The following is a 13,145-nucleotide window of genomic DNA, read 5'->3' on the forward strand; positions in this document are numbered from 1 at the left end:
TTTAGATCAGCTCGACCTTGTAGCTTTCGATCACCGTGTTGGCCAAAAGCTTTTCACACATGGCCTTCACATCGGCTTCCGCTTTGGACGCATCGGTCTCTGCCAGATCAAGCTCGATCACTTTACCCTGACGCACGCCGTTTACCCCGGCAAAGCCCAACGTTCCCAATGCGTGGCGCACGGCCTCGCCCTGAACGTCCAGAACACCGGTCTTCAGCATGACGGTCACGCGCGCTTTCATGGGAGTCTCCAGATTGGCAAATCTTTGCGCCCCGATTAGCGCCCCCCACCCTTGGGCGCAAGAGGCAGCCGCGTCCGTGGCACGAGGCGCAGCTAATTGATCAAGGTAGGTTTGGTTGTATGCGTCACATTCGACGGCAGCACGCCAAGCCGGCGGGCAAGTTCAGTATAGGCATCGGCCAAGGGGCCGGGGTCAGCCACTGGCTGTCCGTCGGTCCGATCGGTCACGCCGCGCATATCCCACAGACGGCAACTGTCCGGGCTGATCTCATCTGCCACGATCAGGCGCATATAGTCGCCCTCCCAGACACGCCCCACTTCGATACGGAAATCGGCCAGCCTGATGCCCACCCCCAGCATCACGCCGGACATGAAGTCATTCACGCGCAAGGCCAAAGCAACAATATCGTCCAGATCCTGCTGCGTGGCCCAGCCGAAGGCGATGATATGCTCTTCGGAGACCATCGGCGAATTCAGCCGATCGTCCTTGTAGTAATATTCAACAATTGGGCGCGGCAGGGCGGTGCCTTCCGCAATCCCAAGACGCGACGAAAGCTCTCCGGCCGCGAAATTCCGAACAACCACTTCCAGCGGAATGATCTCGGCCATCCGCACGAGTTGTTCGCGCATGTTCAGCCGTTTCAAGAAATGCGTGGGAACGCCGATCGAATTCAAGCCGGTCATGAAGAATTCGGACAGGCGATTGTTCAGAACGCCTTTGCCGTCGTTTGACACCGTCTGAACCGGCGCAGGAGATTCGGGCTGGCTGCCTTCGTCCTTGAAATACTGAATCAGCGTGCCGGGTTCCGGACCGTCATAGAGGATCTTCGTCTTGCCCTCGTAGACCTTCTTGCGGCGTGCCATGAATTCTCCGAACCGAAAAGCGCCAAAAGGGCGCCTAAAGGCACCCTCCAGATGTGGTCCCAGCCCTTACAACACGCGGCGCACTGCCGCAAGGCGGCATGGTTGGCCTTGCAGCCAAAGCCCGGGAAGGGCATATGTCAGGAAAGACACTTCAATCAAGGGGCCTGCCCATGACCACCTTTGACGATCGCGAACACGCATTTGAAGCCAAGTTCGCCCATGATGCCGAAATGCAGTTCAAGGCCGAAGCGCGCCGCAACAAGTTGGTCGCTCTTTGGGCCGCCGGCCTGATGGGGAAGTCCGAAGATGAAACCGCGGCTTACGTCGCAGAGGTCATCGCCGCGGATTTCGAGGAAGCCGGTATCGAAGATGTGGTCCGCAAGGTGGCTGGCGATCTCGGCTCAAAATCCTCGGCGGATGAAGTTCGCGCCAAGATGGGTGAGCTTCTGCCAGTCGCCAAAGCGCAGCTGATGTCGGAAATCTGATCCGTCCCGGACGGCTGAAGAATAAGAGCCGCCCGGGCCAATGGGCGGCTCTTTGTCGTTCACGCATGAAGATCATGCGCATAATCAAATTGCTTTTCAGACCTGCCTCGTGGCAAGGCTGGTGCAACAAGGGTAAAGGGACAAGACCCAGATGGACGCACTTTCCAAACTTCTTGCAGAACGCGATTGGCTGATGGCCGATGGTGCCACTGGGACCAACCTTTTCAACATGGGCTTGTCCTCGGGCGAACCGCCCGAACTGTGGAACGTCGACCAGCCTGACAACATCCGCAAACTATACCGAGGCGCGGTTGAGGCTGGCTCTGACATCTTCCTGACCAACACATTTGGTGGCAATGCAAGCCGCCTGAAGCTTCACAATGCCCAGGACCGCGTTCATGAGTTGAACCGCATCGGCGCAAGCTTGGGCCGTGAGATCGCAGACGCCTCTGGGCGCACGGTGATCGTCGCCGGTTCTGTTGGTCCAACTGGCGAAATCTTTGAACCGATGGGTAGCCTTACCCATGCCTTGGCCGTGGAAATGTTCCACGAGCAGGCCGAGGGCCTGAAGGCTGGCGGGGCGGATGTACTGTGGATCGAGACGATCTCGGCACCTGAGGAATACAAGGCTGCTGCCGAAGCTGCAAAATTAGCTGGTATGGCGTGGTGCGGCACGATGAGTTTCGACACCGCAGGCCGCACCATGATGGGTTTAACCTCTTCTGCCTTGTCGGAACTGGTTGAAAAACTGCCCAATCCGCCTATTGCTTTTGGCGCCAATTGCGGCGTTGGCGCCTCTGACCTGATGAGAACCGTTATGGGTTTCCTTTCCACAGGAACCGAGCGGCCCGTCATCGCAAAAGGCAATGCAGGCATCCCCAAATATCACGACGGCCATATCCACTACGATGGCACACCGGACTTGATGGCCGAATATGCCGTTCTGGCGCGCGATGCCGGGGTGCGGATCATTGGCGGCTGCTGTGGCACGATGCCGGAACACCTGAAAGCGATGCGCGCGGCTTTGGAAAGTCGCCCGAAAGGACCACGCCCGAGTTTGGATGATATCGTCGCAAAACTGGGTCCATTCTCGTCGGCCTCGGACGGAACCGGAGATGACGCCAATGCGCCGCGCCGCGAACGTCGGGGCCGCCGCGGTTGACCGCCTGACTGGCCAAAACCCTTTCAAGGATTTTGCAAATTTCTTCAAAGAAATTTGCGCTTCAGAACAGGGATAACTGGTCCCCTGATCGGAGTGGCGCTGAAAAAAGATCGTGCCTGAGGGGCGGAAGTTGTTTGACGAGCCCCACACGCATGCAAGCTTTGTCGAACCGTTGCGAAATGAGTTCTGACCACAGCCCCTGCCCCCGCATCCGGCGCCCCCATTCCGCATCGTAGTCTTTGCCACCATGCATCTCGCGCAAACGGTTCATCACCTTTGCGGCGCGCTGTGGGAAATGTGTTTGCAGCCAGTTTTGAACGAGAGGAGAGACTTCCAACGGCAGTCTGAGCGCGATCCAGCTTGCAGCGACCGCCCCAGCCTCTTTCACCGCCGACAAAATCGGCTCCAGTTCCTGATCGGTCAGGCCAGGAACGACGGGCGCGACCATGGCGCGGACTGGGATACCTGCGTCAGTCAAACGACGAATCAGGGCCAGACGCCGCGCGGGAGAAGGCGCTCTGGGTTCCATCTTTCGGGAAAGATCAGAGTCCAGCGTGGTGACCGATACCCCAACTCGCAGCAGACCAAGCGCGGCCATGGGTGCCAGCAGGTCAATGTCACGCTCGACCAAGGTTCCCTTTGTGGTAATTGCAGTCGGGTGCCGGAACTCTGACAAGACCGCCAGCACATTCCGCATTATCCGAAGATTGCCTTCGCAAGGCTGGTATGGATCGGTGTTCGTACCAATCGCAATTGTCCCAACCTTATAATTCCGCGACCTAAGCTCTTGCTCCAGCACCTTTTCGATCCCCGGTCGTGCAATAAGGCGCGTTTCGAAATCCAAGCCTGGAGAAAGGTTGAGGCAGGCATGTGTGGGACGCGCAAAGCAATAGATACAGCCGTGTTCGCAGCCCCTGTAGGGGTTGATACTGCGGTCAAAGGGCAAATCCGGAGACTTATTGTAACTAAGCGCCGACCGAGGCACTTCTGTTCGCACTTCTGTGCGAAGCAAATGATCCTCTTCCTCACCAGCCCAACCGTCATCAAAGGCGACCAGTTCATGGGCCTCAAAGCGCCCGCTGCGGTTCGAACCTGCACCTCTTGCACGAACCTTTTGACCGCGTTTGAGAGATGGATCAGGATGCAACATGAGCTGCACTGTGAACATATAGTGAACAATTTTCAAGTTCTCTGATCGCACAAAGGCTTGCTGTCGGCTTTAAATCGGCGCATGTCGGAAACCGGAAAGTGAAAGCGGCGCTTTGGCCTCATTCACGGGGAAATGTCTTTACGTTGCGGGAGCGCACACATGGCCGATGACGACGAAATCATCCTGTCCGAACTGTCGGATGACGAACTGGTCCTGCAGATGCATGACGACCTTTACGATGGCCTGAAAGAGGAAATCGAAGAAGGCGTTAACATCCTGATCGAACGCGGTTGGGCCCCTTACGACGTGCTGACAAAGGCGCTTGTCGCCGGGATGACGATCGTCGGAAACGACTTCCGTGATGGCATTCTGTTCGTGCCGGAAGTGCTGCTTTCCGCGAACGCGATGAAAGCGGGCATGGCAATCCTGAAGCCGCTTTTGGCCGAAACCGGCGCACCGCGCATGGGCAAGATGGTGATCGGCACCGTCAAGGGCGACATCCATGACATCGGCAAGAACCTTGTTGCGATGATGATGGAAGGCGCGGGCTTTGAAGTGGTTGATCTGGGCATCAACAACGCTGTCGAGAAGTATCTTGAGGCGCTGGAGAAAGAACAGCCCGACATCCTTGGCATGTCGGCTCTGCTGACCACCACCATGCCTTACATGAAAGTCGTCATCGACACGATGAAAGAAAAGGGCCTGCGCGAAGACTATATCGTGCTGGTCGGCGGCGCGCCGCTGAACGAAGAATTCGGCCGTGCAATTGGCGCTGACGCCTATTGCCGTGACGCCGCTGTGGCCGTGGAAACGGCGAAAATCTGGGTCGCGCGCAAGCACAACCAGATGAACGGCTGATCGCCACACTGAAATGATAACCCCGGACCGAGAAATCGCTCCGGGGCTTTTTCTTTCGCTGGCCCTTGGCTTTTGCCTTGGAAAGTCACACATTCATGACAGGAACAGGAGTGAACCATGCCGCTTCCCCTATTTCTTGCGATGATCGCGTTTGTGATTTGCGCCGCTGGGGCCACCTTGGCCTTGGCCTTTGTCGCTGAGGTGCCGCTGATTGCCTTGGCCTTTGCGACGCTTGCCGGCAGCCTTTTCTTGGGAATTCGTCAGTGGCGATAGCGCCAGATGACCGCATCTTGACCGAAGCAGGCCTGACGCCCAATGGCGCGGGTCAAACCTTGCTCATCGCTTGCGGTGCTTTGGCGCATGAGATCCTTGCCCTGAAGCGCGCAAATGGCTGGACGCATCTGGACCTACAATGTCTTCCCGCCAATTTGCACCTTTGGCCGGAGAAGATCACCGCAGCGGTCGAAAAAGCCGTGATGGAGCGGCGGGCAGATTACGAGCAAGTCTTTGTCGTTTACGCCGACTGCGGAACGGGAGGACTTTTGCAGGCGAAGTGCGCGGAACTTGGCGTTGGAATGGTGGAAGGCCCACATTGCTATTCCTTTCTTGAAGGCAACGAAGCCTTTGCTGCCAAGGCCGAAGACGAGTTTACCGCTTTTTACCTGACCGACTTTCTGGTGCGGCAGTTTGATGCCTTTGTGTGGAAGCCGATGGGGCTGGATCGCCACCCGGAGTTGCGCGACATGTATTTCGGGCATTACACAAAGCTGATCTATCAGGCACAGACAGATGACCTGTTGCTGGATGAAAAGGCAAAGTCCTGTGCCGATCGGCTGGGATTGGCCTATGAGCGGCGGTTTACCGGCTATGGTGACTTGGCCACCTCGCTTCGTCAGGTTGCGGCGGACCGCGTGAGGGCATAGCTTCCGTTTGCAAACGGAGACAGCAATGCCCATCGAACAGCTTCTGCCGGAGTTGGCCTTTCTTGGCCCCCGCGCCAGTCAGAACAAATCGGTTTTGACCCATCACGCTCAGTCGGAAACGCATATTCACACTCGTCTGCCCGATGTCGTGGTCTTTCCGGAAACGACAGAAGAAGTTTCGCGCATCGCCGCGGCTTGCTCGCGGCATGGTGTGCCTATGACAGGTTGGGGGGCGGGCACCTCTCTGGAAGGGCATGCCCTGACGCCGTTTGGTGGTGTGACAATTGATTTCTCGCGCATGGACAAGGTCTTGGCCGTTTTTCCAGAAGATATGCTGGTGGTCGTTCAACCGGGCATCACGCGCGAACGGCTAAACGAAGAACTGCGGGCGACAGGTCTGTTCTTTTCGGTCGATCCGGGGGCGAATGCCAGCCTTGGCGGAATGGCCATGACGCGGGCCAGCGGCACGACTGCGGTCCGCTATGGAACGATGCGTGATAACGTGCTGGGGCTTGAAGTCGTGCTGGCCGATGGGTCCGTGATCCGAACCGGATCAAGCGCCCCGAAATCGAGCGCAGGTTATGATCTGACGTCGCTTATGGTGGGGTCGGAAGGAACCCTCGGTCTGGTCACCGACCTGACGATCCGCCTGCATGGCCAACCAGAGGCGGTTTCTGCCGCGTCTTGTGCGTTTCCTGACATGGCCTCGGCCGTCGATTGTGTGACGGCGACAATCCAGATGGGCATTCCCTTGGCACGGATCGAATTCTTGGATGCAGCCTCGGTTGCGGCCTGCAACGCGTGGTCTGGGCATAGCCTGCCTTTGCAACCGCTCTTGCTGGTTGAATTCCATGGTTCGCCCGCAGGGGTGGCCGAACAGGCGGAAAGATTTGGCGAAATTGCTCGTGACTATGGCTCAACGGGATTCCGCTGGGCCAAGGCGCAAGAGGACCGGACCCAGTTGTGGAAAATGCGCCATCAGGCCTATCCTGCGATCCTGGCAAGCCGTCCTGGCGCAACGGCGATGGTGACTGATGTCTGTGTGCCAATCAGCGCGCTTGCCGAGGCTGTTGAAGAAACGCAGGCGGACATCGAGGCAAGCCCCATTCCGGGCCCAATCCTTGGCCATGTAGGGGATGGCAATTTCCATGCGATTCTGTTGGTTCAGCCGGGTGACGCCGCAGAATTGACCGTCGCAAAAAAGCTGTCCGCTCGCATGGCCGAACGCGCACTGCGTCTTGGCGGAACTGTGTCAGGGGAACATGGGATCGGCATGGGAAAACTGGGTTTCATGCCCGCCGAACATGGCGCTGCTTGGCAGGTCATGGGCGCAATCAAACGGGCTTTGGACCCGAAAGGCCTAATGAACCCGGGCAAGCTGGTGCCACAGCGATGAGCGACCAGCAAAGTTTCGCCCGTCTCTTTGCCCAGGCTTTTGGCACGCAAGATGCGGCAGGTTTGGCGGCGCTGTTTTCCGAAGACGGCAACCTGCACAGCCTGACCGGACGTCATCTGGAAGGGCGGCGTGCGATAGAAGCCGGTCTGGCAGAAGAATTCGCAGGCCTGTCGCGCATGGCGCGTTTGGTCACCGGACGAACCGGGCAGCAGTCGCTTGGGAGTGATGTGGTCATTCTGCACAAGCGATATGTCGTGACAGGTCTGCGCGATGCAAATGGTGCCGAGATGCCCCGTGTCGGTGCGCTTTTGACAGTCGTCTTGGCCAATGAGGGTGAGGTTTGGCTTGCCAAAACGGCAACTTTTGCAGTGGTTGATGGCTAGTGCGTTTTGCTTTTATCTTGCATCGGAATTCGAACCAATTTCGTTCGAATTCCGATACTTGTTTAATCAACAAAAACCCAAAACGCTTTATGCCTGAAGTAAGGCTTTGGCAGCGTCACGCGCCGCATTGCTGATCGTATCGCCCGACAGCATCCGAGCGATTTCTTCAACGCGCTCAGACGCGTTCAAAGGGACCACAGTTGAAAGTGTCTGATCGCTTTCAACACGCTTTTCGACCCGCCAATGGTGCGAACCCAGGGCTGCGACCTGCGGGGAATGGGTGACCACCAGGACTTGTGCGCCAGATGACAGCGTCTTGAGTCTGCGTCCGACTGCATCAGCCGTAGCCCCCCCGACGCCCCTGTCGATCTCGTCAAAAATCATTGTAAGACCGGGTGTATTGCCTGTCAGGCACACTTTCAGGGCAAGAAGGAAGCGCGACAGTTCGCCCCCCGACGCAATCCGGTTCAAAGGCCCGGCAGGAGCGCCCGGATTGGTGGCAACGGTAAAGGTCACCTCATCCACGCCTTCAGGTCCGGGTTCGCCGCCCGTGATCGCCGTCTCAAAAACGGCGCGTTCCATTTTCAGCGGGGCAAGTTCGGCCACCATCGCCGCATCCAGCCTTCGGGCGGCCAGTTTGCGGCTGCCCGTAAGGGCCGACGCGGCCTGACTGTAAGCTGTCTCAGCCGCGGCGGCGGCTGCCTGAAGCCGTCCGATACCGGCCTCTCCATCGTCCAAAGCGTGCAGCCGCGCTCGCAAATCTTCAGCGTGTTTGCCCAGATCATCCGGCAGGACGCCGTGTTTGCGCGCCAAGGCCCGAATGGCAAAGAGGCGCTCTTCCAGACGCTCAAGCTCTGCCGGGTTGAAGTCCAGATCTCCCAGGCAGGACTCGACGCCAGCCTGAGCCTCGGAAAGTTCAAGCAATGCCCGAGACAGCGCCGCAAGTGGCGCCTCGAGCTTTCCCCCTGCCCGGTCGGCTGCACCTTCCAGCCAGCGCTGCGCGTCCCGCAGGGTGCCTTCTGCCCCTTCGTCGCCCATCATCTGAAATGCGCGGGCCACGTCGCTGCGGATGCGCTCGGCCCCTTGCATCTGGCGCCGCAACACATCAAGGCTGGCTTCTTCCCCGGGTTCCGGGTTCAGCTTGTCCAACTCTGCCACTGCATGGCGCAGGAATTCCTCTTCTACCCGCGCCGCCGCAAGAGAGGCTTCTGCTTTCGCCAGTTCGGCACGGGTCTTTCGCGCCAAAGTCCAAGCTTCGCTGACGGGCTTTGTGTCGATATTTCCGAAGGCATCCAGAAGTTGACGATGGCCACGAGGGTTCAAAAGGCCCCGATCATCATGCTGGCCATGCAATTCCACCAGCACGTCCGACAAGGCCCGCAAGACCTCTCCCGAGACCCTGCGATCATTCACCCAAGCCGTCTTGCGCCCATCCGCAGTGTTGATCCGGCGCAGAATGAGGTCGCCTTCAGGTTCAATCCCCGCCTCGGTCAGCACTGCCTCGGCGGCATGACCCGGCGGCAGATCAAAAACTGCCGTCACTTCGCCCTGAGACGCTCCGTTACGCACCAATTCGGCACGCCCACGCCAACCTAAGACAAACCCCAAGGCGTCAAGCAGGATTGATTTGCCGGCCCCGGTTTCCCCAGTCAGGACGTTCAACCCCTGCCCCAGTTCAAGACTGAGACGGTCGATGATCAGCACATCGCGGATATCAAGCGAACGCAGCATCGGTCATCCTGTCGGGGCATCAGCCCAGAGCTTCCTTACAACCATTCGCCCTTGATCATCTGGCGATAGACCGAGCGAAGCCAGCTGTCGCCTTTGGCTTCCGGCTCCAGTCCGCGGCCCTTCAGCAAGTTGTAGCTGTCTTGATAGAAGGGTGAAGATTGGTAGTTGTAGCCAAGAATGGCGGCCGCGGTCTGCGCCTCGTCATTCAGGCCAAGGCCAAGATAGGCCTCGACCAGACGGTGCAGGGCTTCGGCTGTGTGGGTTGTTGTCTGGAAATCCTGCACAACAACGCGGAACCGGTTGATCGAGGCGGCGTAATTGCGACGTTTCAGGTAGTAGCGCCCGATTTCCATTTCCTTGCCAGCAAGGTGATCGAAGGCCAGGTCAAATTTCAGCATCGCAGAGCGTGCATAATCGCTGTCCGGATACTGCTCAATCACCGTCCGCATGGACTGAAGGGCCTGGAATGTGATGCCCTGATCACGACCGACTTCGTCAATCTGGTCGTAATAAGACAGTGCCATCAGATAAGCGGCATAAGGCGCGTCTTCGTCCTCGGGATAGGTATCAAGGAAACGCTGAGCCGTGGAGCGGGCCTCTTCGTATTCCTTGGCCTTATGCTGACTGAAAGCCGTCATGATCAAGGCGCGCTTTGACCACTGCGAATAGGGATAAAGGCGCTCGACTTCCTGAAAATAACGGATCGCATCCTTCGGCTTTGCGCCGTTTTCCAACTGCAGCTCGCCCTGCTTGTAGATCTCTTCAGCGGTATAACTGTCCAGCGTCCGCTCTTCTTCCCTGTTTCCACAGGCTGCAAGCGTCGTGATCAGAAGCGCGATGCCAACCCACTGCGCACCGGATTTTACGCCTGCCATCTTCTGCCTATCCATCAACCCACCCGAAAGCCGGACACAAAATAAAGCCCGGCCTATGCTGTTGCCGTTTGTCCTAGCACAGAAAAATCCGGGGCGCAAAACGCCTTTGCGCCAACTTGGGTAACGAAATCAAGCAATCGCCGGAAGGTCGCTGTGCTGCACACCCACACCGGGAAGTTTACCCACGGTTTGCGGGCTGCATTCGACCATTTTCCACGCCGTCGGGTCGGCGAAAAGGGCCCGCAGCAAACGGTTTGTCAGTGCATGACCTGCGCGGATCCCTGTGTAGCGGCCCAGAATCGGCCCGCCCGCAAGGTACAGGTCACCCATCGCGTCCAGCATCTTGTGCCGGACCGGTTCGTCCTTGTGGCGCAGACCGCCGGGAGACAACACGGTATCGCCTTCGAAGACGACAGCGTTTTCAAGCGTACCGCCCAAAGCAAGACCATTTGCGCGCATCGCATCGACATCAACCTGACGGCAGAAGGTGCGGCTGTCGCAAAGCTCACGCACGAAGGTTCCGTTGGAAAGGTTCAAAGACTTTTCCTGATGTCCAATCGCAGCATCCTCAAACTGGATCTCGAATTCGATCTCCAGCATATCAGCGGGTTCCATCCGAGCCGTCGCCAAACCCTCGGTCACTTCGATCGTCTTCAGAACACGAATGGCCCGCACGGGCGCAGTTTGTTCGGTAAGACCAACATCAAGGAATGCGTTCACGAAAGGCACAGAAGACCCGTCGAGGATCGGCACTTCTGGTCCGTCAATCTCGATCAGGGCGTTATGGACTCCGCAACCCGCAAGGGCAGCCATGATATGCTCTACCGTCGAGACCTCGACGTTCTGCTCATTGCGAAGAAGCGTGCAAAGGCGCGATGGCACGACATTATCCCAATAGGCCGGGATCATCGACTGCGCCTCAGGCACATCCGTCCGCTTGAACCAGATGCCATAATCAGCCGAAGCAGGCCGGACAGTCATGCGAACAGGGCGCCCGGAATGCAATCCGAGCCCCTTGAACTTTGCCGCCGATTTCAACGTGTTTTGCACGGTCGTCTCACTCTTGCCTGTCTTAGTCCGCGGGCCAAGACAGGCTTCGGACTTTGTTGAACACTATTTAACTATCGCGACCGAAGAAAACCATTCACGCTTTGTGACGCTTCGCAACAAAGGCGAACAGCTCTAAGATATTGAAAAGAAAATAAAAAGCCCGCCATTTTGGCGAGCTTTCATCGTTTTGTTACAGACGTGTGTCAGTTTGCCTGACGGCGCAGGAAGGCTGGGATCTCAATCCGCTCCTGGCTTGCAGTCATATCCTGATCGTCATCATAGGACGTCACTGGCGGTTGCTGACGGCTGGCGGCTTGCTGGCGCTGAGGCTCTTCAGCATGGCCCCCACCGGCCATCCGGTTGATCAGCGAACCGATGCCAAAGCGCGGACGCGGAGCTTCTGCAGTGGCGGCTGCTGGTTGCTGAGGCTGACGCTGTGCCGGAGCCTGGGCAGGCGATTTCGACACGGCTGCCTGCAGACGAGCCAGCGCTTCAGGCGACGGCGTTCCGGGCGAACGGGGACGCGGCGCGACGAAGGCAGCGGCGTCATCCGACATCGAAGGAGCGGCAGGGCGAGCCTGCTGCGGAGCCGGTCTTTGCGCTGCGGGCTGCGGGCGATAGACCGGGGCCGGCAGATCGTCCATCATCGGCTCTTCTTCTTCGACCACAGCGTGCTGCTCTTCGGCTTCAAAAAGCTGCGGCTGTGCGGGTGCCATTGCCGCGGCAACCTGAACTGGCGCAGGCTGCAGGGCCGGCGCCTGCTTTACCTGAACGGTCAAAGCCGGTTCAGCCTTTGGCTCGGGCGCAGAAAACTGGGCCGGCAGCGGCGTGGCCATGGAGCGACGCGTTACCGGCGTTTCCAGCTTGGCGGTCGTTGCATCAATACCGGTCGCCACGACCGAAACGCGCAGGGTGCCTTCCATGCTGGTGTCCAGCGTCGAGCCGACGATGATGTTCGCATCGGGATCGACCTTTTCGCGAATGATGTTCGCGGCCTCATCCAGTTCGAACAGCGTCAGATCATAGCCACCGGTGATGTTGATCAGAACACCCTTGGCGCCGTTCAGGCTGATTTCGTCCAGAAGCGGGTTGGCGATTGCCTTTTCGGCTGCCTGGACAGCACGATCATCACCAGTTGCTTCACCGGTGCCCATCATTGCCTTGCCCATTTCGTCCATCACCGCACGAACGTCAGCGAAGTCGAGGTTGATCAGACCCGGACGAACCATAAGGTCGGTCACACCTTTCACGCCCTGATACAGCACGTCGTCTGCCATCGCGAAGGCTTCGGTAAAGGTGGTGCGTTCGTTCGCCAGACGGAACAGGTTCTGGTTCGGAATGATGATCAGCGTATCCACGACCTTCTGAAGGGCTTCGATGCCTTCTTCAGCCTGTTTCATCCGCTTGTTGCCTTCAAACTGGAAAGGCTTTGTAACCACGCCGACCGTCAGAACACCCAGCTCACGGGCTGCTTGCGCGATGATCGGCGCAGCGCCAGTACCGGTGCCCCCACCCATACCAGCGGTAATGAAACACATATGGGCGCCAGCAAGATGATCGACGATCTCTTCGATGGTTTCCTCTGCAGCGGCAGCACCCACCTGCGGACGCGCACCAGCGCCCAGACCCTCGGTCGCCTTGATCCCCATCTGGATCCGGCTGGACGCCTTGGATTGCTGTAGTGCCTGCGCATCCGTGTTTGCGACCACGAATTCGACGCCCTCAAGGCTCTTGTCGATCATGTTGTTGACCGCGTTCCCACCGGCACCACCAACACCAAAAACTGTGATACGGGGCTTCAGCTCTTGCTGCTGCGCATTCATGATGAGGTTAAGTGCCATGGAGGATCCGCCTGTCTGTTGTTGTGCCGCCAGAGGGTTTCTTGCCGCTGTTGCCGTGTCTTTTTCCGAGTGACTGGCGCTTGTCCCGAGCACCAACCCCCGATTTATCCCCTAGAATATCCACAAGGCCACCCCGCGTCACGAAAAAAACGCGGAATTTCCACAAAATATAGAGGATATCCCGCCG

General features: G+C 58.2%; 14 protein-coding genes. 7 read left to right on the forward strand and 7 right to left on the reverse strand.

Annotated elements, in window-relative coordinates; all coding sequences use genetic code 11:
• Nucleotide 1: 1 nt before the first annotated feature.
• A complete protein-coding gene (gene purS / locus ACSBLW_RS07830; protein WP_435259656.1) occupies nucleotides 2-241 on the reverse strand; it encodes a phosphoribosylformylglycinamidine synthase subunit PurS in 240 nt (79 codons plus the stop codon).
• Between the two features lie 92 nt (nucleotides 242-333).
• Nucleotides 334-1,104 (reverse strand): phosphoribosylaminoimidazolesuccinocarboxamide synthase, encoded by a 771-nt coding sequence (locus ACSBLW_RS07835; RefSeq protein ID WP_435259657.1) that lies wholly within the window; start codon nucleotides 1,102-1,104, stop codon nucleotides 334-336.
• A gap of 170 nt (nucleotides 1,105-1,274) precedes the next feature.
• On the opposite strand from ACSBLW_RS07835, the gene ACSBLW_RS07840 reads away from it, so the two are divergent.
• Together ACSBLW_RS07840 and bmt are read left to right on the forward strand one after the other, a co-directional pair.
• Nucleotides 1,275-1,589 carry a DUF1476 domain-containing protein gene (locus tag ACSBLW_RS07840; protein WP_435259658.1) on the forward strand — a complete coding sequence of 105 codons (315 nt, stop codon included), beginning with the start codon at nucleotides 1,275-1,277 and terminating at the stop codon, nucleotides 1,587-1,589.
• A 151-nt stretch (nucleotides 1,590-1,740) separates the two neighbouring features.
• Nucleotides 1,741-2,751, forward strand: coding sequence for a betaine--homocysteine S-methyltransferase (bmt, locus tag ACSBLW_RS07845; RefSeq protein ID WP_435259659.1), 1,011 nt, complete (start codon nucleotides 1,741-1,743; stop codon nucleotides 2,749-2,751).
• Nucleotides 2,752-2,812: 61 nt separating this feature from the next.
• On the opposite strand, the gene ACSBLW_RS07850 is transcribed toward bmt, so the two are convergent.
• A complete protein-coding gene (locus ACSBLW_RS07850; protein WP_435259660.1) occupies nucleotides 2,813-3,901 on the reverse strand; it encodes a PA0069 family radical SAM protein in 1,089 nt (362 codons plus the stop codon).
• A 159-nt stretch (nucleotides 3,902-4,060) separates the two neighbouring features.
• On the opposite strand from ACSBLW_RS07850, the gene ACSBLW_RS07855 reads away from it, so the two are divergent.
• The 5 genes from ACSBLW_RS07855 (at nucleotide 4,061) to ACSBLW_RS07875 (ending at nucleotide 7,461) form a co-directional block, all read left to right on the forward strand.
• Nucleotides 4,061-4,759, forward strand: a complete 699-nt coding sequence (locus ACSBLW_RS07855; protein WP_435259661.1) for a corrinoid protein — start codon at nucleotides 4,061-4,063, stop codon at nucleotides 4,757-4,759.
• Between the two features lie 117 nt (nucleotides 4,760-4,876).
• A complete protein-coding gene (locus ACSBLW_RS07860; protein ID WP_435259662.1) occupies nucleotides 4,877-5,032 on the forward strand; it encodes a hypothetical protein in 156 nt (51 codons plus the stop codon).
• On the forward strand, nucleotides 5,029-5,682 hold the full coding sequence (locus ACSBLW_RS07865) for a DUF1638 domain-containing protein (RefSeq protein WP_435260071.1): 654 nt from the start codon (nucleotides 5,029-5,031) through the stop codon (nucleotides 5,680-5,682). Before ACSBLW_RS07860 ends, ACSBLW_RS07865 begins: the two co-directional genes overlap by 4 nt.
• Before the next feature lie 25 nt (nucleotides 5,683-5,707).
• The gene (locus ACSBLW_RS07870; RefSeq protein ID WP_435259663.1) at nucleotides 5,708-7,078 is read left to right on the forward strand and encodes an FAD-binding oxidoreductase; all 1,371 of its coding nucleotides are present in this window, start codon (nucleotides 5,708-5,710) and stop codon (nucleotides 7,076-7,078) included.
• Nucleotides 7,075-7,461, forward strand: a complete 387-nt coding sequence (locus tag ACSBLW_RS07875) for an SgcJ/EcaC family oxidoreductase (protein WP_435259664.1) — start codon at nucleotides 7,075-7,077, stop codon at nucleotides 7,459-7,461. Before ACSBLW_RS07870 ends, ACSBLW_RS07875 begins: the two co-directional genes overlap by 4 nt.
• Before the next feature lie 87 nt (nucleotides 7,462-7,548).
• Here the strand turns inward: ACSBLW_RS07875 and recN are convergent, their stop codons facing one another.
• From recN to ftsZ, 4 genes are all read right to left on the reverse strand, one after another.
• Nucleotides 7,549-9,192, reverse strand: coding sequence for a DNA repair protein RecN (gene recN / locus ACSBLW_RS07880; protein WP_435259665.1), 1,644 nt, complete (start codon nucleotides 9,190-9,192; stop codon nucleotides 7,549-7,551).
• Between the two features lie 35 nt (nucleotides 9,193-9,227).
• Nucleotides 9,228-10,067 carry an outer membrane protein assembly factor BamD gene (locus tag ACSBLW_RS07885; RefSeq protein WP_435260072.1) on the reverse strand — a complete coding sequence of 280 codons (840 nt, stop codon included), beginning with the start codon at nucleotides 10,065-10,067 and terminating at the stop codon, nucleotides 9,228-9,230.
• 129 nt (nucleotides 10,068-10,196) lie between these two features.
• Nucleotides 10,197-11,117 (reverse strand): UDP-3-O-acyl-N-acetylglucosamine deacetylase, encoded by a 921-nt coding sequence (gene lpxC, locus ACSBLW_RS07890; RefSeq protein WP_435259666.1) that lies wholly within the window; start codon nucleotides 11,115-11,117, stop codon nucleotides 10,197-10,199.
• A gap of 203 nt (nucleotides 11,118-11,320) precedes the next feature.
• Complete coding sequence (ftsZ, locus tag ACSBLW_RS07895) at nucleotides 11,321-12,958, reverse strand: cell division protein FtsZ (protein ID WP_435259667.1); 1,638 nt, start codon at nucleotides 12,956-12,958, stop codon at nucleotides 11,321-11,323.
• Nucleotides 12,959-13,145: the final 187 nt, after the last annotated feature.

It is taken from the genome of Thioclava sp. FR2 (assembly GCF_051200875.1).
Lineage (GTDB): Bacteria > Pseudomonadota > Alphaproteobacteria > Rhodobacterales > Rhodobacteraceae > Pseudotabrizicola.

Excerpts from the sequence above, each read along its gene's own strand:
- ACSBLW_RS07835 (WP_435259657.1), bottom strand. The coding sequence starts at position 1,104 with ATGGCACGCCGCAAGAAGGTCTACGAGGGCAAGACGAAGATCCTCTAT.
- ftsZ (WP_435259667.1), bottom strand. The coding sequence starts at position 12,958 with ATGGCACTTAACCTCATCATGAATGCGCAGCAGCAAGAGCTGAAGCCC.
- ACSBLW_RS07850 (WP_435259660.1), bottom strand. The coding sequence starts at position 3,901 with ATGTTGCATCCTGATCCATCTCTCAAACGCGGTCAAAAGGTTCGTGCA.
- recN (WP_435259665.1), bottom strand. The coding sequence starts at position 9,192 with ATGCTGCGTTCGCTTGATATCCGCGATGTGCTGATCATCGACCGTCTC.
- ACSBLW_RS07860 (WP_435259662.1), top strand. The coding sequence starts at position 4,877 with ATGCCGCTTCCCCTATTTCTTGCGATGATCGCGTTTGTGATTTGCGCC.
- purS (WP_435259656.1), bottom strand. The coding sequence starts at position 241 with ATGAAAGCGCGCGTGACCGTCATGCTGAAGACCGGTGTTCTGGACGTT.
- ACSBLW_RS07885 (WP_435260072.1), bottom strand. The coding sequence starts at position 10,067 with ATGGCAGGCGTAAAATCCGGTGCGCAGTGGGTTGGCATCGCGCTTCTG.
- ACSBLW_RS07870 (WP_435259663.1), top strand. The coding sequence starts at position 5,708 with ATGCCCATCGAACAGCTTCTGCCGGAGTTGGCCTTTCTTGGCCCCCGC.
- ACSBLW_RS07855 (WP_435259661.1), top strand. The coding sequence starts at position 4,061 with ATGGCCGATGACGACGAAATCATCCTGTCCGAACTGTCGGATGACGAA.
- ACSBLW_RS07875 (WP_435259664.1), top strand. The coding sequence starts at position 7,075 with ATGAGCGACCAGCAAAGTTTCGCCCGTCTCTTTGCCCAGGCTTTTGGC.
- bmt (WP_435259659.1), top strand. The coding sequence starts at position 1,741 with ATGGACGCACTTTCCAAACTTCTTGCAGAACGCGATTGGCTGATGGCC.
- ACSBLW_RS07840 (WP_435259658.1), top strand. The coding sequence starts at position 1,275 with ATGACCACCTTTGACGATCGCGAACACGCATTTGAAGCCAAGTTCGCC.